Origin of the sequence: Eubacterium uniforme (assembly GCF_900167115.1) — a bacterium.
GTDB lineage: Bacteria > Bacillota > Clostridia > Lachnospirales > Lachnospiraceae > Eubacterium_S > Eubacterium_S uniforme.
In genome coordinates, this window is the sequence record NZ_FUXZ01000004.1 from 1 (window position 1) to 24,071 (window position 24,071).

16 protein-coding genes are annotated in these 24,071 nt (G+C 32.7%); all 16 read right to left on the reverse strand.

Going from position 1 to position 24,071, the window contains the following annotated elements; all coding sequences use genetic code 11:
• Nucleotides 1-4,919, reverse strand: a 4,919-nt coding sequence (locus B5D16_RS02990; protein WP_143405024.1) for an MSCRAMM family protein, incomplete at its 3' end; no start/stop codon positions are given.
• 338 nt (nt 4,920-5,257) lie between these two features.
• Nucleotides 5,258-7,342, reverse strand: coding sequence for a leucine-rich repeat domain-containing protein (locus tag B5D16_RS02995; RefSeq protein WP_078765493.1), 2,085 nt, complete (start codon nt 7,340-7,342; stop codon nt 5,258-5,260).
• A gap of 15 nt (nt 7,343-7,357) precedes the next feature.
• The gene (locus B5D16_RS03000; protein WP_078765494.1) at nt 7,358-9,196 is read right to left on the reverse strand and encodes an LTA synthase family protein; all 1,839 of its coding nucleotides are present in this window, start codon (nt 9,194-9,196) and stop codon (nt 7,358-7,360) included.
• Nucleotides 9,197-9,199: 3 nt separating this feature from the next.
• Nucleotides 9,200-11,263, reverse strand: a complete 2,064-nt coding sequence (locus B5D16_RS03005) for a glycoside hydrolase family 13 protein (RefSeq protein WP_078765495.1) — start codon at nt 11,261-11,263, stop codon at nt 9,200-9,202.
• Nucleotides 11,264-11,609: 346 nt separating this feature from the next.
• Complete coding sequence (gene ftsH, locus B5D16_RS03010; RefSeq protein WP_078765496.1) at nt 11,610-13,418, reverse strand: ATP-dependent zinc metalloprotease FtsH; 1,809 nt, start codon at nt 13,416-13,418, stop codon at nt 11,610-11,612.
• 19 nt (nt 13,419-13,437) lie between these two features.
• Nucleotides 13,438-13,956 carry a hypoxanthine phosphoribosyltransferase gene (gene hpt, locus B5D16_RS03015; RefSeq protein WP_078765497.1) on the reverse strand — a complete coding sequence of 173 codons (519 nt, stop codon included), beginning with the start codon at nt 13,954-13,956 and terminating at the stop codon, nt 13,438-13,440.
• Nucleotides 13,957-13,988: 32 nt separating this feature from the next.
• Nucleotides 13,989-15,437: a tRNA lysidine(34) synthetase TilS gene (tilS, locus tag B5D16_RS03020; RefSeq protein ID WP_078765498.1), complete on the reverse strand. Its 1,449-nt coding sequence runs from the start codon at nt 15,435-15,437 to the stop codon at nt 13,989-13,991.
• Between the two features lie 107 nt (nt 15,438-15,544).
• Complete coding sequence (locus tag B5D16_RS03025) at nt 15,545-15,910, reverse strand: septum formation initiator family protein (RefSeq protein WP_078765499.1); 366 nt, start codon at nt 15,908-15,910, stop codon at nt 15,545-15,547.
• A gap of 101 nt (nt 15,911-16,011) precedes the next feature.
• Nucleotides 16,012-16,251: an RNA-binding S4 domain-containing protein gene (locus B5D16_RS03030; protein ID WP_078765500.1), complete on the reverse strand. Its 240-nt coding sequence runs from the start codon at nt 16,249-16,251 to the stop codon at nt 16,012-16,014.
• Nucleotides 16,252-16,313: 62 nt separating this feature from the next.
• Nucleotides 16,314-16,610, reverse strand: a complete 297-nt coding sequence (locus tag B5D16_RS03035) for an HU family DNA-binding protein (RefSeq protein WP_078765501.1) — start codon at nt 16,608-16,610, stop codon at nt 16,314-16,316.
• A gap of 267 nt (nt 16,611-16,877) precedes the next feature.
• Nucleotides 16,878-17,597, reverse strand: coding sequence for a hypothetical protein (locus B5D16_RS03040; RefSeq protein WP_078765502.1), 720 nt, complete (start codon nt 17,595-17,597; stop codon nt 16,878-16,880).
• Nucleotides 17,598-17,674: 77 nt separating this feature from the next.
• The gene (locus tag B5D16_RS03045) at nt 17,675-19,024 is read right to left on the reverse strand and encodes an ATP-binding protein (RefSeq protein WP_078765503.1); all 1,350 of its coding nucleotides are present in this window, start codon (nt 19,022-19,024) and stop codon (nt 17,675-17,677) included.
• A 43-nt stretch (nt 19,025-19,067) separates the two neighbouring features.
• Nucleotides 19,068-20,024 carry a serine O-acetyltransferase gene (locus B5D16_RS03050; RefSeq protein WP_078765504.1) on the reverse strand — a complete coding sequence of 319 codons (957 nt, stop codon included), beginning with the start codon at nt 20,022-20,024 and terminating at the stop codon, nt 19,068-19,070.
• Nucleotides 20,025-20,521: 497 nt separating this feature from the next.
• Nucleotides 20,522-21,574 carry a [FeFe] hydrogenase H-cluster radical SAM maturase HydE gene (hydE, locus tag B5D16_RS03055; protein ID WP_078765505.1) on the reverse strand — a complete coding sequence of 351 codons (1,053 nt, stop codon included), beginning with the start codon at nt 21,572-21,574 and terminating at the stop codon, nt 20,522-20,524.
• A gap of 69 nt (nt 21,575-21,643) precedes the next feature.
• Nucleotides 21,644-22,873, reverse strand: a complete 1,230-nt coding sequence (hydF, locus tag B5D16_RS03060; RefSeq protein WP_078765506.1) for a [FeFe] hydrogenase H-cluster maturation GTPase HydF — start codon at nt 22,871-22,873, stop codon at nt 21,644-21,646.
• 64 nt (nt 22,874-22,937) lie between these two features.
• Nucleotides 22,938-24,053, reverse strand: coding sequence for a nitrogenase component 1 (locus B5D16_RS03065; RefSeq protein WP_078765507.1), 1,116 nt, complete (start codon nt 24,051-24,053; stop codon nt 22,938-22,940).
• Between the last annotated feature and the right edge of the window lie 18 nt (nt 24,054-24,071).

Consider the following 24,071-nt stretch of genomic DNA (forward strand, 5'->3'; position numbering starts at 1 on the left):
ATTGTCTTTGTAAGCTCTAAATCACCAGTCTGTGCTTTATAAGCATCTACGATTTCAATTACCTTACCATCTTTTGTTACAACTGTTGTTGATGTAAATGACTTGTCTTCTGAAGCATTAACCTTCTTGCCATCCATTTCAACATACTCGATGTCATAACCTTCAATGTTTGCCTGTGTTTCTTTTACTGTATACTTACCTACTTCGATATCTTCGAACTTAAGGCTATATGTTCCATCATTGTTCTTATCGAATTCACCTAATGCGATTTCTACTTTTTCTTTTGATGTTACTACTTTTCCATCTTTATCCTTTGATAAGTATTCACCAGCTTCGTTCTGGACTGTGAACTTAAGGTTCTCTAAATCATCTTCTGTTACATTCTTTCCGTCAATTGTCTTTGTAAGTTCTAAGTCACCTGTCTGAACTTTGTAAGCATCCTCAATCCATAATGTCTTGCCTGCCCTTGTGAGAACTATATTTGTTGAATATGACTTATCTGTTCCTTCTTTAACTTCCTGGCCATTCATCTTAACATATTTAATATCGTAACCTTCGATATTGGCCTGTGTTTCTGTTATAGTGTATTCACCGAATTCAACATCTTCAAATACGTATGAATACATACCATACATATCCTTATCAAATTCTCCAAGTGATATTTCTACTTTTGTCTTGGAAATCTTAACATTGCCTTCTGAATCTTTATATAAATACTTTCCACCATCGTCCTGTACTGTGAACTTAAGATTCTTAAGATCATCTTCTGTAATGTTTTCACCATCGATTGTCTTGTTAAGTTCTAATTTAGCAGTCTTAACTACCTCATCATCAATCATGTTAACCTTAACAGGATTAATCTTACCAGAAGTTGATACTTTTGGTGTTACACCAATTTCGAATTCAACCGGGTCAGCAATAACGTATCCATTAGGAGCCTTATCTTCAACTAAGTAATACTTTCTACCAGCTACAAGACTACTATAATCCTTACCGCTAATTGTAATAACGCCATTATCATTTGTTTTAATTGAATCAACTATAATATTTTCATCTTCATCTTCGATGTGAAGAATAGCACCTGCTAATAAATCTCCACCTCTATTTATCTTGCTAATTTCAATTATAATTTCATTTTCAAGCCATAAAACTTGTCCGTTAGAAAGTTTAGCTATTCCATTTCCATTATTCTCAATTGAAACTGTGCTTTTACCATTCTTTACAGCAACACTAACTTTTATTGCATCTTCTGATAAATAATATCCACCAACTGTTTCTAATTCTTTTACAATGTAATTCTTATCAGCAAATACATTTTCAAACTTAACAACACCATCATAGTTAGTTGTCTTAATATCTACCTGGTAACATGACTCACCATCAACAATTACCTTTGGATAAGTTAAATCTTCATCTGACTCTGAAACAGGAAGATATAATCCGTAAGTAGCACCTTCAAGGTTAATACCATTGTCCTTGCTATTTACCTTAACGATTTCAAATTCACCTGTTTCTGGTCCACCGATATGTTCATAGTTATTTCTAACTACTGCATCAACCTTTGTCTTTGAATTACTAAAACTAAATGCTCCATTTGCAACTACTTTACCATCAACTTCATATAATGTTTCAAGAGTAAAGTTATCATTTTCTGAAACGTTTTCAGTTTTTTCAACGATAGTATATGGACCTGCATCACGAAGTGTGAGTTTAATTTCTTCATCATTTGTTAACTTGAAGAAATATGGTTCACTTACTAAGTCGCCATTTGCTACTAAGTACTGATTACCCTTCTTAACAGCAATTTCATAAACTGTATCACTGTATGGTGCATCAATAGCTTTTTTCTTGAGATTTAATGTATATGTCTTAGCACTATCATCTCTTGAATATGTATTTGTGACATTTGCAGTTGCATTGCCACTTACATAAACACCTGTTCCGATACCATTTGTTGTAAGTTTATAACCATCTACTGCTGCGTCAGTTAAATCTTCAGTAATTGTATAACTTCCTTCTGGAATGTTTTTAATAACATAATCCTCATCAACATTTACTGTGAAATATACGATTTCAGCACTTGTGAACTCACCTGATTTTGGATCATAATATTTTCCTGAGTTATTCTTTACAGCAAGTTTAAATCTATTCTTTGTTACCTTGCTTCCACTCTCTGTTACAACAGTCTTTCTAATTGCTAAACTGCTTAATTTTCTATATTCATTAGTAATACCAATTTCGCCATTCTTATTGTTATTATTAAGAGTACAACTATTACCAGTATTGTATCTTGTAGTAACATAGCCATATCCATCTGGAGCAGAATTCTTCATGTTAGTTTCTGTAACTGTGTACTGTCCTAATGGAATATTATTAAGTGTGTATGAACCACCCTTGAAATCAGCATAACTTACTTCAACTTTTTCAAAGTCCTCAGGTCCACTAATAATAAATTTTGCATTAGCAAATGCTTTATCATTAGTCATATCACTTCCATTAACTTTAAATGATTTGTTAATTGTTAAGTTACCTGTTTCTCTTGAATATGTATTTAAAAGACTAACTTTTGTTGCGTTATCAATGTCCTTTACATCTACTGCATCAGTGATAACTTCTTCACCACGATTAGAATATGTAGTTGACCACTTATAACCATCAATTTCTGCCTTCTTTTCAATCACCTGATATGTGCACTTAGCATCATTGTTCTGATAATTCTTAGCTGTCTTAGGTACAGCAAATGATATTGTTTCTAAAGCCTTAATCTTAAAGTAAACTGGCTGATCACCTAAATCACCATTTGCATTTTGTACATACTTAACAGGACCATTTGCAACATTAGCTACAACAGCAACTTCAAATTCCTTATTACTGTATGATGTTGGAAGTCCCTTTGTTTCTTTATATACTTCTAATAATGCTTTATTATCTGTATCTAACTTCTTATATGTATTAACGACTTCAGCATTAACCTTGCTTCCATCACTATTTACTGTAAATGAATCCTTGCTCTGGCCATTAATCTTGTATTCAATATTATCAAGTTTGTAATCTACAAGATTCTCACCTGCTTCAATTACTTTATAATCACCTGGAACTAATCCACTTACATGTACAGTTTCCCCGCTCATAACTTCAAAGTAGTGCTCTGATAATGCGAGTCCACCTTCGTTATTCTGTACGTATAAATCACCTTTTTTAATAGCTACTTTATATTTTTCATTTTTGTATTTGTTGTTAAAACTGTTTAAATCATCAGTTGATATTTTCTTTGTAATGTCAATTTCTGATGTCTTTAAATCATATAAATTGAAAAATCCACCTAAACCAAATTCGATACCTGACATATTAACATCTTCGTTAACAGCTGCGATATCATTTGAGTCATGCTTATTTGTCAAATATTTTACTGATGAAACATAATATGATAAAACGCCATTATTGTTTACAACCTTAAGAGCGATATCAATTTCACCTTTTGATAATGTAATCTTAGAATCTTTATCCTTCATGCTTACTTCTTTGATTACATAGTAATGCATCTCAGGATTTCTAGGATCAATTTCTTTTGCAGCAAATGATAATGATGGGAATATAATTCTACCATTTTTATCAGTTGAAACATTTTCATAGTTCTTAACTGTAGTCTTATAATCACTTTCTGTTTCAGTAAAGCTAAACGTAAATTCACCTTCACCTGCATAAATATTATCTATTTGCTCTGTATTTTTACCATTGAATTTATTTGTGAATGTTTTGTATGAAGCAAAATGGAATGATGATTTGTTCTTATCAAATCCATCTTCTGAACGACCATGATAAATGTAATGCCACTCACCGCCTCTTACCTCTGTCTTACCAGCTGATGCAACCCAACCTGCACTTGAACCTACTGTATAAGCGTAAGTTTCTGGATTTGGAAGTAAGAATGTACCAGCTGTTGTATCAAATGCAACTTCCTTTGAATTAGGAATATTCCATATAACCTTCTGACACATTTCTTTATCAACGATTCTATTATGAATACTATCTTCACCTGAATGTGTTGTAGTTGAATTAAATGTTAACTTACCATCTTTAAGTTCACCGTCTACTTCAAAATCATATCCAGCCTTATCATAATCTGCAATAGTCATTGTGTACTGTGGTAAAGTCACCTTGTTAGGTGTTAAAACATTAAACACTATAACCGTATTAGAATTTTTAACTATATTTAAAACTTCGGCACCTTTAAGATTGTTACCGATAGCACTATCTTCTGGAATATTAATATAAACAACAGCATTGTCATAAGAACTATCTGTCAAATCAATTACAGCTTTGCCATTCTTATAATCTGCAATGTCATCAATATTAACTGCTGGCTTTGATAAAAATCTCTTGGACTCATCCTGCATATGTCCAATGATTGAATCTACCTTGCCCTTTAAATTATCATAAGTATCAATCTTATACTGTGGATCTGCCTTGCATACATTATCATATGCGATGTTATTGTTCTTGATACTCTCAGTAGTTTCAATATTAAAGAGCACGCTATCTGCCCCTTCATATGTTCTACCAAATCTTACCTGACTACCATCCTCAACTTCTGCAATAATAAAGTGAGCTGGTGCATCACCGGCGAGGTCAACATCACAGTTCTGTTCTCCTCCCGCGTTAGTAAATAAATTTGTAGCAAATGTTGTCTCCATATGCATTGATTGTACAAACTGATCACTTACAACCCCGTAATCAATTCCTCTTCCAAGTATGTCTGCATAGTTAACAGAACTAACTGCATCATAATCCATGATGCTTGCTGCATAAGAAACACTTGGATTGCCAAACTTACTGTTTGCGATACCAGTAACCGCCACTGCCACTGCTACTGCTGACGCGGCAATTCTACTGATTCTCCTCTGAATTGTCTTCTTCATTTCTTACTCCTTTTTCGTCTAACAACATAATACATAATTTCTTAAAAAGCGCTATTTTCCCACGCTAATGTTACTATTCTACCATTTTAAGTTTTCCATTTCAACGAAACAATTAACATAATATTCACAAAAATCAACATATTTTTTGGCATAAATTAGTAAAATACTTACAAAAAGCACTAAATCTATTCATTTTTCAGAAAAATCAAACGTTTAAGTCAATAATTTATAATTTACATAACGCCATTTCCTGTAAAAAAAATCGATCTTCAGACATGAAAAACCCATAATCTGAAGATCGACTTGTATAATTTTTATAAACTTGTCTATTTTACAAACTATTTAACTTTGTACTTATTAGTTTTAGCCTTCTTTAATAACTTATTATATTTCTTCTTAAGTTTCTTAGGAACCTTAACTGTAAGTTTCTTAGCACCATTTCTTCTAAATGCTTTTTTACCAATCTTAGTAATGTTCTTTGACTTAATTACTACATTCTTAAGCTTCTTACAATTATAAAAAGCAGCCTTTCCAATAGTTGTAACATTTGTTCCAATAGTAACCTTAGCAAGTTTCTTATAACCCTTGAATGCTTTTGCACCAATTGATGTTACCTTGTATGTATAATTCTTACCTTCAAATGTATAAGCAACAGTATTCTTAACAACAAGCTTCTTTAGTTTCTTAACTTTCTTCTTATCAGCAGCACCAATAAGCTGTACTTCTCCACCAGTCTTATCTGTCTTAGTTACCTTGTACTTATAACCATTAATTGTAAGTACCTTATTCATAAGTTTAGCTGCCTTCTGTTCTTCAGTTTCAAAATATCTACCGAATAACTTTGAAAGTGCTTCATTCTTTGATGTATCAATCTTATCTATTCTAGCACCTGAGAAACTTGTCTTATCAACATACTTAACGCCTGCTGGAATAACCATCTCATGAATAGTTACACAATCCTTGAAAGCATTTGCTCCGATTTCTTCAAGTGACTCTGGTAAAATAACAATACCAAGGTTGCTACATCCATTAAATGTATCTTCTTCAATTGCCTTAACACCTTCAGGAATATCAATAACATGAAGTGTTCTACATCCTTCAAACGCGCCCTTACCAATTGATTCAAGTGTTTCACCAAGGAAGTGAATTGTATCTAAGTTAGTACTATTAGCAAATGCATATGGAGCAATTGTCTTAAGAGTCTTAGGTGTTGTAAGTTCATGAAGTGTAGGCTGATTAGCAAATGCATATTCAGGAATAACTTCTACCTGGCTCTTTGAAATATCAATAACTGCATTATTAGCTGAATCAAAAGCATGTACACCCATTGTCTTAAATGTTTCTGGGAATGAAATATTTAAATTAACTGTATTAGCGTATGCATATGCACCAATTGATTCAAGTACACTACCATCTTCAAATGCATATGAATTCTGATTTGTACAACCGTAGAATGCATAATCACCAATTTTCTTAACCGACTTAGGAATAATAAATCCATTATTTGTTTTATTGTTATAACATGCATAGTTACCAATCTCTTCGATTGTTTCTGCTCCATGATCAGCGAATGAATACTTATCACCAGAAAATCCTGGAGCCATACATATTAATTTTTTACCATCTTTTGTTAATAATAATTCATTAGTTACTTCTCTAGTTTCTTCTGAAAATTCAGTTGCTGGAGTTATCTTAATGCCTGCGATTGTAAGCCTTGTTTCTTCTTCGTCACTAGTTAAATTATAATCAAATCTAGTAATCTTCTCACAACCAATAAATGCTGTAGCATCAACATTAACTAAAGCTGTTGGAAGATAAAATCCTTGAAGATCTGGATATAACATATTCTCTGTATTTTCTGGATTTCCTGGATTATCTAAATCGCCTGAATTCTCTGACTCTTCTTTATAATTAAATCCAATCATTTTCTGATTGTTAAGAGCATCGTCATCTCCAAGTTGAGCCTCTGGATCAGTAGCTAATTTATACTCAGCATAAGTAAATTCCTGTTCTGCCTTATATGGCATCATTTCTTTTAAATTCTTATCATTCATGAAACATTCCTTACCAAATGTTTCAAAATCATCTGGTAAATAAATCTTTTCAAGCTTATCCATGTTTTTGAATGCAGAATCACCAATACCTACAATATCAATGTCACTACCATCACTAGCCTTTACCTTACTAGGTATAACCATTACTGTTTCTTCCATTAAACTTGCATCTACTGATGTAATTAACTTAGTCTTTTCATCAACTGTGAATAATGTGTCATTATTACAACTATGTCGCACACTAAACTTTGCGATGTCAATTCTTGTATCCCCATCACTTATCTCGCCACCATCTTCAGCAAATACAGGTGTTGAGAATGCAAGACTTAGTACTGTAACGATACTAAGTGTCTTTTTAAATAATCTCATTATTATTTATCCTCCTTATTTTTGTCTAAACATTTTATAATACTGGATTATATTATATTTATTAATATCCTCCTCGTCATCTTCATTTTCAACCGGAAGATATTTACTATCACAAGTTCTAACCGCCGAAATAACAGGGTATTCTTCTCTTAAGTCCTTTAAGAATAATTGGTAAGGTGTTTGTGATAAGCCAACCTTTTCTGTCATAAGACCTGATAAATAGTTAGCTGAAATTTCCTTACCAACCTCTTCCTCAATGTCATAATTTGCCCATATAAAATATGGAACCTTATATCTTAATGCATTATCTTCTTTTGATAAATTCTCGGGATCCATACCATGCATTCTCAATATAGGATTTCCAATCGTCGTGTTAGGCTGATGATCACCAAAGAAAACAATAACTGTATCCCTGTCTGCTTCCTTGTAATGATTAATTAGTTTTTCCACAGCTTTATCTGTAAGTTTCACAAGAGAGAAGTAATTTGATACTGCATCATTTTTTTCTAGTCCCTTAACTGAAACAGTATGTGGTAAATTATCAAAATTCTCTGTAAATCCAGAATGATTCTGCATTGTAACCGAGAATATAAACTGTGGATCATCTGAAGCTCTTTCTGTTTTATCTATTATCCAGTCAACTATCGATTCATCACTATAATAGCTTCTAATAGTCTTTCCACCTAAAACAGATGTATCTTTAAAATATTTATCATCAAATCCAAAATAATCATATACATTATATCTATTCCATCCCTTTTGATAGTAAGGATGCATAGCTGTAGTATGATATCCTAAATCCTTTAATTGTGAAACTAAACTATCTCTTTCACCAAACATATACTGCTGATATGGAACACTACCCATTGGTAAAAACTTTAATGTATCCCCTGTCAGGAATTCATACTCACTATTAGGAGTATTGCCACCCACAATCGACATATTTAAATATCCACTAACAGTATTATCATATCCATACATTAGCTTTCTAATGAAAGGCATGTAATCAGTATTTGTTTCTATGTTTCCAATTACAGACATATCAGCAAATGCTTCATCCATAATTACAATCACATCTGGCTTCTTAGTTTCCTTAACTGCTTTATCCTCATATTCAGCTAAATACTTTTTAGCCTTATCATCACTATATCCACTTGGTTTCTTAACTTTTACAAAATTAAAATCGTACATAAAAGTAAGCATAAGACCATTTCTCTTTGTCATGACATCCTGCTGGAATACAAATGGATACATTTCAATATCATACATATGGTCTTCATCATTTAGATATATAACCAAGCCATATATGCTAAATATACACGCAACCACACCTATTACTCTGATACTGTATGCATATAAGCCTTTTTTAAGTTTTATCTCACAGAAAAACTCTAAAATTATTAATGCAACAAATCCAATAAGAATATTCCAAACATAACTTTCTAGTTTATAGCTATAATTATCAGCTACCGATGATGCCACCTTAATGGAATTAATATCCCAAGGCAAAATTGGATTACCCCTAAAATTAAAAACATAATAATCAGCTAATCCAAACGCCATAAAGAATACTGTTTCTATTATGGCTGCAACTCTAAATCTACCAATAACTAAAAACAACGTCCATAGAAATAATGCAAAAAACAAATAGTTAATCAAACATTTCTGCCAATTTAGAAATTCTTTAACTTCTTTATATTCGTAAAGATATGAATTGGTTAAATAAAAAAGTGCATATGGCACGCCAAAGAATCCTATCAGCTGCCAAACTTTTTCCAATATATCCTTATAATATTTTCTAATAAACCCGCCAACTTTTGATAAAAAATCTTCTTCTATCACCTGTTCTGTCATCACTTATACCCTATTCTTCTTAACTCTAAACATCATTGCGCTTTCAGGTGTAATTTTAACATGTAAACTTCCACCCTCAACATTATAATCAACTTTTCCAACATTATATTTATCTTCATAAGAATACAATAATCTTTCCATTGTATCGTCATCAGATATGTCTAACTGCCATACTGGAATATCAACTTCCATATCTGAATGTGCAGTACTTACAAGTGTAATAATCTTACTATCCTCTTCAAATCTACCAAAGCTTACAACATTATTCATTGCAATAAGCATCTTAAATGCACCTGTCTTAAGAGCCTTATTATGAGAATGAAAATAAATAGCATATCTACAAAAATCTATAAGTTCTGCATTCTCCTTCCCCCATGGATAAGGTCTTCTATTATCAGGATCAGTCCATCCACATAATCCTGCTTCATCTCCATAATAAAATGTTGGAGCACCAGGCCAAGTCATCTGCATAATAATTGCAGCCTTCATAAGCGCTATGTTAACGCCTTCTTCTGCCCCCTTCATGCCATCACTTACAATTCTACCACATCTTCCATTTGTTCGTGTTAAAAATCTTGAATGGTCATGATTTGATAACTGATTCATGGAAACAAGTAATGACTGAGTCTGCATCTTTGCCATGTTATGCTTCATAGCTTCAGCGAAACTCTTTCCATTACCTTTAAGGAACATGTCAACATTATCACTATGTTTGTCAACACCTGTCAAAAACCAGCTAACAGGTTCCATAAATGCATCATAATTCATTATGCTATCCCACTGTCCACCTTGTAACCAGTCAGAAGGATCACCATAATGTTCTGCTAAAATAATTGCATTTTTATTTGCTGATTTTACTGACTTTCTAAAATCAGTCCAGAACTGATGATTCATCTCTTTAGAATGACCAAGATCCGCAGCAACGTCAAGTCTCCATCCATCAACATTATATGGAGCACTTACCCACTTGCTACCAATTCTTAAAATGTAATCATATAGTTCCTTAGAATCTTCAAAGTTAAGTTTTGGTAAGGTATCATATCCCCACCATCCTTCGTAATTCCTACAATAATCTGTATTATCAGCAAACTTAAAGAAATTTCTATAAGGACTGTCCTTACTTACATATGCACCTGGTTCAAAACCTTCCGCATCCTTGTATATCATCTCACGATCAATCCACTTATTAAATGAACCACAGTGATTAAATACACCATCAATAATAACTCTAATATTTCTGCTATGCGCCTCTTCAACGAGTCTGGCAAAGAGTTTATTAGATGCCTCTAAGTTTTCTTTATCCGTAACACGCTTAATGTACTTTTTAGCGTGAGTATTATCATTATCATATTCACTTAACACATCATCAACATCATTAACAATAACGCCAAAATGAGGATCAATATGATCGTAATCCTGTATATCATACTTATGATTTGATGGTGAAACAAAAATAGGATTTAAATATAGAGCTTCAATTCCTAACTTTTGTAAGTAATCGAGTTTATCAATAACCCCCTGAAGGTCTCCACCATAAAATCTTCTAATGTCAACATCTGCAATGCCATCTTCCCAATTTGCATGACTAACATGTCCCCCTACGTATGCATATTCATCATCTACAACATCGTTAGATGGATCGCCATTATAAAATCTATCAACAAATATCTGGTACATAACTACACCCTTTGCCCAATCCGGTGTATCATATCCAGAAGTAACCTTAAAATTATAATTTGAATCATGGCCAGTTGATAAACCTAAAACATCATAGAAGGCCGTAAACTCATCACATTCAAGTTTAAAATAATAATCATTAATGCCGTCTATGGCAATAAACTTTTCTTCAAAGTAATCAAAACGATTAGTTTTATTTCTCTCAGAAACCTTTGTAAGCTTCTTCATCGGTATCTCTTTACCGTTAGCAATAAGTACCGTACTCCTAACCACATCTTTAGCGGTTCTAAGCGTAATTTTAACACTTTCTCCAGCCTTTGGTACCATCGGATCTCTGAATTCGCTAGTTCCATCGTGAAAGATTGCACTTTCTAATAAATCATAACCCATACTTTTAAAATGACTCCTTAATATTTTAATAATATTAAAGTATTTCTACTCTCTTTTTCTCTTTTTCTAAAAACCCTTATACAAAAGTAAAAAGCACAGCTGCTACTGCTGTGCTTTTAGGAGAAGGTATTTTTCGTTTTTTCTTATGGGGTGTAGCAAAAAAACTATATAATGTATTGGGGGTTTTTACGATATGTATTATAACCCGAATTTACAAATAAGTGTGCACAAACATTACAAAATGTACAGAAAGTTTTTGTGCATTTTCACTATACCCCTATCCTTCATCGTGATTTTGCCTAAAACTGCAGACTCAATCCACTACTTTTTTAATCAATAAATCAATCTAAGCAAATAATGCTTCAAATTCTTCCTGGTTTATCTTTTCTTTTTCAAGTAAAAGTTGTGCCCCCTTGTGAAGAACGTCTATATTTTCAGTAATAATATTCTTAGCATCATTATAGCACTTACTAACTATGCCTCTAACTTCCTCATCAATAGCTGTCGCTGTGTTTTCACCATATGCTTTTGAATGAGCAAGGTCACGACCAATAAATACATCATCTGAATCATCATTATAGTTAATCAAGCCAAGTTTTTCTGACATACCATACTTTGTAACCATAGCCTTAGCTGTTGCTGTAGCCTGCTTAATATCCTGTGATGCACCTGTTGTAATGTCATCAAGCACTAATTCTTCAGCAATTCTACCACCAAGATCAACCATAATCTCATCTATCATCTTTCCTCTTGTTAAGAACATCTCATCCTTAGCAGGAAGTGGCATTGTATAACCTGCGGCACCCATACCCGTAGGAATGATTGAAACAGTATGTACAGGTCCAACATTTGGGAGCAAATGGAATAAAATAGCATGTCCCATCTCGTGATAAGCAGTAATCTTCTTTTCTTCATCAGAAATAATTCTGCTCTTTCTCTCTGTACCAATTCCAACCTTAATCATTGCCTTATTAATATCTTTTTGAATAATGTACTTTCTCTTATCCTTAGCTGCAAGAATAGCTGCTTCGTTAAGAAGATTTTCAAGATCAGCTCCTGTAAATCCAGCTGTGATTCTTGCTACTTCATCAAGTTTAACATCATCACCAAGAGGTTTATTCTTAGCATGTACATTAAGTATAGCCTCTCTACCCTTAACATCAGGTCTTCCAACTGTAACCTTTCTGTCAAAACGACCTGGTCTTAAAATAGCAGGATCTAAAATATCAATTCTGTTAGTAGCGGCCATTACGATAATGCCTTCATTAGCACTAAAACCATCCATCTCAACAAGTAACTGGTTCAATGTCTGTTCTCTTTCATCATGTCCGCCACCCATACCAGTTCCTCTTCGTCTTGCAACCGCATCAATTTCATCAATAAATACAATTGCTGGTGAATTCTTTTTAGCTTCAGCGAAAAGATCTCTTACTCGTGAAGCACCAACACCTACAAACATTTCTACGAAATCAGAACCAGATATGATATAAAATGGAACTCCTGCTTCACCGGCAACTGCCTTACCCAAAAGAGTTTTACCTGTTCCCGGAGGGCCTGTTAAAATAACACCCTTAGGAATTCTAGCTCCTATTTCAATATACTTCTTAGGATCTTTTAAGAAATCAACTATTTCTGCAAGTTCTTCTTTTTCTTCTTCAAGACCTGCAACCTTTTCAAAATTAATATTCTTTGTATCATTAACAAGTCTGGCTCTACTTCTTCCAAAATTGGCCATTTTAGAATTAGCGCCACCACCCATACTTCCATTAATCATAAAGAAGAAGAAAATTCCTGTTGCCAATATGATTATTAATGGTAATATGTCTGTTAAGAAAATACTGTCTCTTGAAACATCTTTTACAACATATTTTGTATCTTTTGCTTTAGCTAAATCATCTACAACCTTATTTACATCTGGTACGAACAAAGATTTAACATCATCATTTTTATATGTGATTGTAAGTTTACCAGTTGGTATTTCTTTATTCTGCTTTATAGCAACGTTTTCAATCTGACCTTCCTTTAAATCTTCAACAAATGACTCATAAGTATAATCCTGTGAAACATTACTATTAACAGTCACATAATAAACAATTCCGACTATTATAGCTACAACTGTCAAATAAAAGAATATTTCTTTTACTCCTTTTTTCATTTTTCCTCCTTAAAAAATTTTATATTTCCACCACTCCAATATACGGTAGATTTCTATATCTTTGATCATAGTCAAGTCCAAAGCCTACCACAAACTTATCCGGAATTACAAAGCCTGTAATATCAACTTTAACATCAACTTCTCTTCTATCTGGTTTGTCAAGTAAAGTTACAATCATTAAAGATTTTGGATTTCTCTTTTCTATTTCAAGTTTAAGTGTCTTAAGCGTGTTACCAGAATCTATTATATCCTCAATAATGACAACATTCTTCCCTTCAACACTTTCATCCAAATCTTTTTTTATGGTTATAACACCACTACTCTTCGTTCCAGAGCCATAACTGCTAACCTGCATAAAATCTATTGTTACAGGAATTGTAATTCTTTTTGCAAGTTCACAAGTAAAAAAGATACTTCCCTTAAGTATGCATAGTAAGTGAACTTCCTCACCTTTAAACTTATCACTAATTACATCTGCAATTTCCTTAATTCTTTTACAAACTTCTTCCTCAGAAATCAAAACACTTATTTTATCCATTTCGCCTCCTTACGTAAGCACATAAATCTTCTCTACTCTTTATCCGCTTCGTAACTTATCTTTAGAATTTTATTTGTATCACTTGTAACTTTTATGTCTTCACCAATACGATATCCAATTACCCACAATATCTTATCATCAGAAGATAACAATAAAATATCATCTCTTTCTTCTCTTGGAATTTTCATATCGCTGAAATAATCTTTGATTTTTTTATGGCCGCCCTCACTGTTAACGACTATGTAGTCACCTTTTTGTCTGCTTCTAACATATAAATCGCTATCTATTTTATCATAATCTATATATTTAGTATACTGATTTTCCTTGTTTTTTATTATTTTTTCGTCAATTACATCAGCCGGTTTCACTTCCACAGTAATTCTAAACCCAGCGCCTTCAATAACCTGTTTTTCCTCACTTTTCTTGATTTGATAAGACGGATACTCTTTATGTACATTTATTTGCTGATTTTCAGACTTTGTAGCAAATTCCACTCCGTTATATGTTCTTTTTGCAATAATGCCATATGGAAGTTCTATACTGCTTGAAACAATACTTCCAAAAAGATTCATAATAATATTTACATGTGTCTTTGTAATATCTTTAAGCTTACCCGATTTATCTTCAAAGCACTTTCTAATAACACCACTAATAACACATTCATCCTCATCAAGAATCTGTGAACTAATCTCATACTCTGAAACATACTTTTTATAAGCTTTATCCACCTGATTTTCAATAAATTCATTAGCCTCTGTGGCAATTTCAGCAAGGTTACTTATAGCATTAAAAACATTTTGATTAAAATTATTCTGAAGATATGGTAAAACCATAAGTCTAATTTTATTTCTTGAATAATCTTCTTGCAAATTAGTACTATCAACCACATAATCAATGCCTCTACTCTTAAGGTAGTCTTCAATTGATTCTCTTGTAGTCGATAAAAGCGGTCTTATAATATCATCCCTCTTAACTGGAATTCCACTCACGCCTTTAAGACCACTTCCTCTAATAATATTAAATATAACCGTTTCAACATTATCATTTTCGTTATGAGCAACGGCAATTTTCACAAACTGTCTATCCTCCCACTTACTAGCCGCTCTAGCAAATGCCTCGTATCTTAATACTCGTCCTGCTTCCTCTAAAGATAAATTATTTTTATTGGAATATCCAACAACATCTAAACTTTCAACAATTAAAGGAATTCCGTTCTTTTCACAAAAATCAACAACGAAAGTTTCGTCACGTTTTGCTTCCTTGCCCCTGATATTATGATTAATATGTACGGCCATCAAATCAAACGAACTATCATCAACGCTTTTTGAACTGACATATTCACTTATTCTTTTCAAAACACTTATTAAACATATTGAATCCGCTCCTCCTGAAACGCCAACTACAATATGTTTGGTGTTTTCCAACAATTTGTTTTCTCTAATGAAATTGTATATATTATATTCAAATTTCGACAATTTCATCTATCTCTCACCTCCTGTGTTTCTACCAAATAACATATGTCATTTCAAAAAAAGTGCCATACATTATATAGTTATTTCAGCAAATGACTATATAATAAATAGCACTTTTATTTCTCTTCTTCCGGTTTGAAAATAACCTCATCCGGATACACAAGACCTAATTTTTTGGCCATCTCTTCTACATAAGCCTTTGTCTTTACATAAACAGCTCTCTCTTCAAGTTCTTCTCTTAATTCAAGCTGTTCTTCTTTCTGCTCAATTAACTTAGCCTCTTTACTTTCTAACTCATTTAAAGTCTTCTGAGACTTTCTAATGTTAATACCTAAAGTAACCACTATAAGAAGCGCCATTGCACTAATAAGAAAAAGGCCATATAATGATGTACTTCTTCTTTTCTTCTTACGCCTCTTACTAGCTCGGGCTATTGCAGTATCTTCTCTTCTATTGTCAATTCTTTTACGACGAGTTGCCATAACTATACCCCTATGTTGTGTTTTTTCTTACTGTTCTTATTTTAATAGGTTTACATATAATTTTCAAGTCTGATTTAATAAATTAATATTTTATTAAGATATTACAACGGAGTATACATTTCCTTGGCATCATCCTTCTTTACTGTCTCTGCTATACTGTCAACTTTAACCTTAACATTTCTGTTACCAAAGACAATCTCTATTTCATCGCCAACTTTAATTGTAGTGCCAGCTTTAGCCACTTTACCATTAACCATTACTCTTCCTGCATTACATGCATCAGCCGCAACAGTTCTTCTCTTTATTAATCTTGATACTTTTAAATACTTATCTAATCTCATTATGTCCTCACAAACTAAGAACCCTGTCATCAGACAGGGTTCTTAAAGTAAAATCGAATTAATTATTTCTTTTTACCTTTTTTAGGTGCATTTACAGCATCCTTTAAAGCCTTACCAGCTTTGAATTTAGGAGCCTTTGAAGCTTTAATCTTCATTGTTTCACCTGTTCTAGGATTTCTACCTGATCTAGCAGCTCTTTCTGATACTTCGAATGTACCAAAACCTGTTAACTGGATCTTTTCACCCTTCTTAAGTTCTTCTGTTACTACCTCTGTAAATGCCTTAACTGCAGCGTCAGCGTCTTTCTTTGTTAAACCTGCTTCTTCAGCAATTGCTGCAACAAATTCTGCTTTGTTCATTTTGTTTCCTCCTCGAAAAAAATTCAAAAGTAACCGCAATCAATTACTCTTATTAAGTTATACTTTCTTTAAGCCAATTTGTCAAGTTTTTTCGGCAAAAAATGGCTTAAAATCAACATTTTCCATACTATGTAAACCATTTTTTTGCCAATTATTTAAAACTTCTTTGAGATTGTCTAAAACTTATCATACTTTTCCTATTTTTGCCCTAAAAAAAGACCATCCGAGAGGGATGATCTTTTTAGTTTCGCAAAAAATATATTTACACTAATCTTCGTAAAATTCTCTAAATTTCCTAGCAAATATAATCGCATATTTGCAAACGAATTTTGTAATTCTTTCTGGATTCTTAATTGGATGTCTAACTAAATACATAACAGAATTAATTGAACGAGCTACTATAATCATAACAAAGAACCAGAATATACTTTTATATACAGGCTGAGTTGTAATTCTAAGAAATGGATATGGTCCATAAACAATTCCCTTTAAATTTAAAATAACAATTACTACACCATAAATAGCTGTTGGTATGTATGCAGCCCTTATAAACAACTTATCAAACTTATCTTTCTTCTCAATAAAGATAAAAGCAATAATAGCCATGATTGGACAAACTGTATGATGATAAATCTGTGCACCCTTATACATAATATGAGGTCCATAACCATCCGATACTTTCCCTGGTAAAAGTACTACTAAAACCACTATGAAAGTCATCGTAATGCAGCACACCGAAAAATACTTAAGTATCAATATAGCTTTTGGTATATCACATTTCTTTATTATACACACCAACGCTGTTATCATCATGATAGTTGATGTGATGCAAAGGAAAATATTACTATCAGTTGTATAAAATCTAAGCGTTCTGCAACTATACTTAAACGCTCTTTTTATTCCCATTATCTCTAGAGCAACCAACATAAGATTGAAAAGGAAAATATCAATCTTTACGTTAATATTATATTTTTTATCTGGTTCCATATCTTTTTTCTCTTCTTCACTTAGCCTTATTATTAATTATTCAACATAATCATAATAATATTTTAACCTCCAAAGAGCTATTCATCAATAGTTCCCAGCAAATAATCTATAAATTGAGTCGCACATCTACCAGAAATTCCGCCATGTGATAATTCCCACTTATTAGCTTCCTTCCTGATTTCTTCCTCATCCATATTGATATTATTCTTCTTTGCAAGCTCAAATACTATATTATAGAATTCCTTTGGAGTAGGCTTTGAATAGCTTATCCTTACACCAAATCTATATGCAAGAGAAAGTTTTTCTTCCATAGTATCAGACTTGTGCATACCATTATTTGAAACCACATCATCTCTATCACTCCAGTTTTCCTTAATAAGATGACGTCTATTAGATGTTGCATAAATCAAAATGTTCGCTGGACGACTTTCAACACCACCCTCTATAACAGCCTTTAAGAACTTATATTCAATTTCAAATTCCTCAAATGATAAGTCATCCATATAAATAATGAATTTGTAATTTCGATTCTTAATTTTTGAAATAACAGTTGATAGATATTTAAACTGATGTTTATATATTTCAATCATTCTAAGGCCATCATCATAAAACTCATTTACAATAGCCTTAATGCTTGTAGACTTACCTGTACCGCTATCACCAAATAAAAGTACATTATTCGCTTTTTTACCTTCAACAAATGCTTTCGTATTATCCACAAGCTTCTTCTTCTGTATTTCATATCCGACAAGGTCTGAAAGCACAACCTTATCCATATTATTGATAGGCTTAAATTCAACCTTATCTTCAGCATAGCATTTTAATCTAAATGCCTTATTAAGACCAAACATGCCAACACCATAATCTTTATAAAAGCCAGTTACTAAATCAAAAAATTCATCATATGATTTAGCATTTGCTAATTTCTCACTTAAAGCTCTAACTTTTTCACTTACGTTTTTGTTATACATAAGTTCAGGCTTTTCAATTGATTTATATGTTGTAAGTCTGCTAAATACATCTGTATCAAGATACTCTTCTATCCATGTAAAATCATAATGGAATAATTCCATAAACGCTTCAAAATCCTGCTTTGCATAGAAGTTAACCGAACCATCACTAGCACCAACTTTTTCACAAGTTAAACTAAAAGGATTTTCGTTAGTAATAATTTCATATGTAAGATAATTCTGCCATAGATTCTTATCGAAAGCATATGATGTTCCAAGTTCAAGAATTCTTTTAACCTCTCTGTATGTTCTAGTTAATAAATCTTCCTTTGTAACATCAATTGAATCTTCTTCATTTGCTGAAGTTTCAAACTCCTTTAATCTTTTCGCATCCTTACATATATCTGCAACCCTTGTTATAATTGCATCCTTTCCAAAATCACTATATAAGATAAATCTTGATACTATCTTCTGCATTTCATTCACCTGATTTCATTTATAATCTTTTAATTAAATTTTATTAAATATGATAATTACCAACTTCCATAATATCGATGTCATTTTTCACAACATCCTTCTTACCAGACTTTAATACAAGTTCCTGGTTTTTAATTGTAACTCTTGTCTCCGGATCAATTGAAGTTGTAATAAATGCGTTACTTCCAATAACCGAGCCACGTCCGATAACTGTCTCACCGCCAAGAATTGAAGCCCCTGAATAAATAGTTACATTATCCTCAATAGTAGGATGTCTCTTAACACCCTTAAGTCTCTGACCGCCACGAGTTGAAAGGGCACCAATTGTAACACCCTGATATACCTTAACATTATCTCCAATAATTGTTGTTTCACCAACAACAATACCTGTACCATGATCAATAAAGAAATATTTACCAATGGTAGCTCCTGGATGAATATCAATACCTGTCTTACTATGTGCATGCTCTGTCATCATACGAGGAATAAGTGGTACTTCAAGCAAGTGAAGTTCATGCGCAAGTCTATTAGTAACGATTGCATAAAGTCCAGGATATGAAAGAATGATTTCATTTTCATTATAAGCTGCTGGGTCCCCATCAAAGAACGCTTTAACATCAGTCTCAATATACTCACGAATCATAGGAATCTTCTTAAAGAATGTAACACAGATTTCTTCCGCTGCTAGATTAACCTCTTCTTCACTTTCGTCACTATACTTTTCATTCTGTCTAAGAGCAATTGCAACCTGACGATTTAAATTGTACATAACATCTTCAATCAAAACCGTAAGTCGACTACTTATATTATAAAATCTAAATGTTTTATCTCTAAAGAATCCTGGAAATACAATCTTAAATAACTTCTTCAAAATATCAATTACAGCATCTGGATCTGGCTGAGCAAACACTTCCGTATGATCAATAGTTTTTCCCTTATCATAACTTCCAAGTATTTCCCCCACAATCTCACATATTTCTCTATCAATTACTTTCTTCATATTTTTACCTTTCGTTGATAACCTACGTGCTACGCAAATTTATATTGTCTATCTGGGACTCAGCTCTCGCACGGTGCGGGCTACCCCTAGCCACACTAAGTTCGAAATTCGTTGTTTTAACGTTATTGATATTTTTCATTCGTATAATACAAGTATTATATGTTCAAAGCAGGAAACAGTTAGCCTTGAATGCAAGCATTCAGCTACCTATTTCCTACTTTAAACACATAACGCTTCGCGTTATGCAAATAAAAAATCTCAATCACAAACAACTTCTTTCTCACTAAGTGTAGAGACCCGCAACGGTCCCATCTAGAAAATATAGAATTTGCTTAAGCACTTAGTCTTATTAAAAAACATAATTAATATATATAATAACACCGTAAAATATAAATGTCTAACAATTATTAACTATATATGAATATAAACTAAAACTATCATTAATGATAAGACTTCATTATCAAGTCCGTAAAAGTCCACTTGCAAATAATATACATTTAATTTGCAAAATCCACATAATCACCACGACTTACTTCAACTTCATAGCCTATGCTTTCAATTCTACGTTGCATACACATACGGCATTCTGCTGCTTCATCGCCTGTGCAGATTTTACCATCGTATAACATATACTTATCTCTTACATTAGTTGGTGAAAGATTTGGCATTACTACGTTAGCTCCCGCCTTAATTCCAAGTTCACGACCAAGTGGATTTATTGTTCCAAGTGCAGTTGTTGCTGGTAACAATACTTTTGGAAGCATTAATCTTATAATTGCTAATAAGTGAAGTGTGTCTTCTAATGTTCCACTTTTCTCATCTTTAAATGGTGTATCCTTATGTGCAATAAATGGTCCAATTCCTATCATATGAGGTTCGAATTCTTTCATGAATCTCAAATCTTCTACAATGTTTTCAACAGTCTGGTATGGTGAACCAACCATTATTCCACATCCAACCTGGAATCCAATCTCTTTTAGGTTCTTAAGACACTCTATTCTATTAGATAACTTCATTTCTTCTGGATGAAGTTTTTCATAATGTTTTTCATTTATTGTTTCATGTCGAAGAAGATATCTATCCGCTCCTGCATCATAATACTTTTTATAGCTTTCATAACTCTTTTCTCCTATCGAAAGAGTTACTGCAATATCAGGATATTCATCTTTTATACTTTTTACAATATCACAAATATATTCATCGTTAAAAGATAAATCCTCTCCACTTTGAAGCACTATTGTTCTAAAGCCAAGTTCATATCCTGCCTTAGCACAAACTAAGATATCGTCCTTATTTAGACGATATCTTTCAACGTTTTTATTGCTTCTTCTAATCCCACAATATATACAATCATTTTTACAATAATTCGAAAACTCAATAAGGCCTCTAAAAAACACCTTATTACCATATACTGACTTTGCAACTTCAGATGACTTTGCATATAAATATTCTTCTTCACTTTTATTAAGTGTAGTTAGTAATACTTTTAAATCTTCATCAGGTAAGTTGCAATTTGCTACTAACTCATTAATTCTTTCTATGTTATTCATTTAATTTTCCTTAATCGCTCCATAATATATTCTAAAAAATCATTTTCGTAACTCAAATTTATTAAAATACTATTTTATTCCTAGGACTTCAATACTTCTTTCAAGTATTCCTCTCATATAACTAATTGCAATTCCATAATTAGTCATTGGAATATTCTCTTCATTAGCCATCTTCATACGACTTCTAACTTCTCTATCTCCAAGCATGCATCCACCACAGTGGATTACCATCTTGTATTTGCTAAGATCCTTAGCAAATGTATTTCCAGAAGAAGTTTCAAACTTTATATCCTTACCAGTATATTTCTTTAAAAGGTTAGGAAGTTTAACTGTGCCAATGTCCTCACACTGTCTATGATGTGTACAGCCCTCAGATATCAAAACCGTATCTCCATCTTCTAAAGTATCAATAGCTTTAACACCTTCAACAGCCATATCTAAAATCCCCTTATGTCTTGCCATAAGTATAGAAAATGAAGTAAGATAAATATCTTCACTCACCATATCCTTAACCTTAAAGAAAGCCTGACTATCAGTAATAACCATCTTAGGTTTAGTTTTTAAATTTTCAATTGTCGAAACTAGTTGTTCAGGTTGAACACATATTGCCACGCCTTCCTTATCAAGAACACCTCTTAATACCTGCTGCTGTGGTAATATTATTCTTCCCTTAGGTGCGGATGAATCAATAGGAATCACAAGAATAACTGTATCTCCCTTTTCAACCAAATCTTCCACAAGTGGAATTACTACTTTTTCCTTAAAGAGATGACCTATCATCTCCTTAAGTTCTCTTATTCCATCCCTATTGTATGCACTAACATCTATGATTTGCTTATTATCTAATTCATTATTTTTTGAATCCATTTTTTTACTATCATCGGTTTCTTTGACTTGATTTTCATACAAGTCTGATTTATTATACGCGATAATATATGGGATTTCTCTATCCTTAAAAATACTTATTAATTCTTCATCATAAGTTGACATGCCCTGTGTTTTATCAACCACCAAAACTGCAACATCAACTCTTTTTAATATTTCAACTGTCTTTTCAATTCTCTTTTTACCAAGATGACCTTCATCATCAAATCCCGGAGTATCAATTATTACAACTGGACCTAATGGCAAAATCTCCATTGCCTTAACAACAGGATCTGTTGTTGTTCCTAAAACATCTGATACAACTGCAAGTTCCTGTCCTGTTATTGCATTTACCAAACTTGACTTACCTGCATTTCTCTTCCCAAAAAATCCAATCTGAATTCTTTCACCTGATGGTACACTGTTTAAACTCATATGCATTCCTCTAACTTTCTATACCTAAATTTATGTATCTCCATCATAAATTTTCCTATAAGCCCTACATATAAACTCTTCCCGACAAAGCAAAATGTGGTTCTTTTTCAAAATCCACACTATCATTACATAAATACTTGTAGAAAGGATCTCCATGAACATAATCTGCATCCCTAATAACAGCCTCTATTTCTTCCTCACCTACACATGCAATGTCTTCATCTCTTTTCAGTCCATCATAATTTTCCGTTGTAATAACAACCTTTACATTTTTACCTTCTTTAATTCTTTTATCTGCAGCGACTGAACCGGCAATAACAGGCTCACCCACAACATATCTTTTTGAGTCACATTCCAAACCCTCAACTGCAGCATTTAAAAATGATACCTTTGATTTTTTAGAATTAAAACACTCTCTTATATCATCAGCAAATACTTTTGCAAACTCACCTACTGGTATTCCAACAACATATGGAATCCCATATAATTCTTCCATTCTTTTTGCAGCTGCTATTCCCGTTGATGAAACAACAACATTAACATCTGCAAGAAGTGATTTTTCTACTTCCTCAAGAGAAGTTAAATATGACCAATTAGCCACCACTCCAAAATCATTATTCTTACAAAAGTCCAAAAGAATATTAACATCATTCTCCCTTGGATAATCAAGAGGAGTAACACCTAATAAGTTAACCTTAATATTTACACTTTCAATCTCACAAAGTTCTTCCTTTGATTTTAATAGATTATTAACCACAGCCACATATGCACTTGCTGCTCCCTTTGTATAATCATGAAATGCATTTGTTGCAACAGGAAATGTCTTTATTCCAGTTCGCTTACTTACTTCCCTTGCAATATAATCAAAATCAGTACCATTAACATATGGAATTGGTGAATTTGTTATGGCAATAAACTTAGGTTTAAGTTCATCCGCTGCCTTAACAATATCCTCTATCAATTTATCATCATTACCTGTAATGGCATCCATGTCAGTTAGACCCGAAATAAAAATCAAGCTTTCCATCTTATTCCATCTAACTTCATCATGTGTGTTATATGTTGAATTACATCCAGAAGGATCATGAATTACAATCATCCCGCCTAATTCATACAATGCACTACATGCACCACTAACATCGCCAGCAAATACAGGTAAAACCTTATATGCTCTATTCATAAATCACACTTAGTATCT

Bases quoted from the DNA above. Each gene is read 5' to 3' on its own strand.
- B5D16_RS03045 (WP_078765503.1), bottom strand. From the start codon at position 19,024: ATGCAGAAGATAGTATCAAGATTTATCTTATATAGTGATTTTGGAAAG.
- B5D16_RS03005 (WP_078765495.1), bottom strand. From the start codon at position 11,263: ATGGGTTATGATTTATTAGAAAGTGCAATCTTTCACGATGGAACTAGC.
- hydF (WP_078765506.1), bottom strand. From the start codon at position 22,873: ATGAGTTTAAACAGTGTACCATCAGGTGAAAGAATTCAGATTGGATTT.
- B5D16_RS03065 (WP_078765507.1), bottom strand. From the start codon at position 24,053: ATGAATAGAGCATATAAGGTTTTACCTGTATTTGCTGGCGATGTTAGT.
- B5D16_RS03025 (WP_078765499.1), bottom strand. From the start codon at position 15,910: ATGGCAACTCGTCGTAAAAGAATTGACAATAGAAGAGAAGATACTGCA.
- hydE (WP_078765505.1), bottom strand. From the start codon at position 21,574: ATGAATAACATAGAAAGAATTAATGAGTTAGTAGCAAATTGCAACTTA.
- ftsH (WP_078765496.1), bottom strand. From the start codon at position 13,418: ATGAAAAAAGGAGTAAAAGAAATATTCTTTTATTTGACAGTTGTAGCT.
- B5D16_RS03000 (WP_078765494.1), bottom strand. From the start codon at position 9,196: ATGACAGAACAGGTGATAGAAGAAGATTTTTTATCAAAAGTTGGCGGG.
- B5D16_RS03040 (WP_078765502.1), bottom strand. From the start codon at position 17,597: ATGGAACCAGATAAAAAATATAATATTAACGTAAAGATTGATATTTTC.
- B5D16_RS03030 (WP_078765500.1), bottom strand. From the start codon at position 16,251: ATGAGATTAGATAAGTATTTAAAAGTATCAAGATTAATAAAGAGAAGA.
- B5D16_RS02995 (WP_078765493.1), bottom strand. From the start codon at position 7,342: ATGAGATTATTTAAAAAGACACTTAGTATCGTTACAGTACTAAGTCTT.
- B5D16_RS03050 (WP_078765504.1), bottom strand. From the start codon at position 20,024: ATGAAGAAAGTAATTGATAGAGAAATATGTGAGATTGTGGGGGAAATA.
- B5D16_RS03035 (WP_078765501.1), bottom strand. From the start codon at position 16,610: ATGAACAAAGCAGAATTTGTTGCAGCAATTGCTGAAGAAGCAGGTTTA.
- tilS (WP_078765498.1), bottom strand. From the start codon at position 15,437: ATGAAATTGTCGAAATTTGAATATAATATATACAATTTCATTAGAGAA.
- hpt (WP_078765497.1), bottom strand. From the start codon at position 13,956: ATGGATAAAATAAGTGTTTTGATTTCTGAGGAAGAAGTTTGTAAAAGA.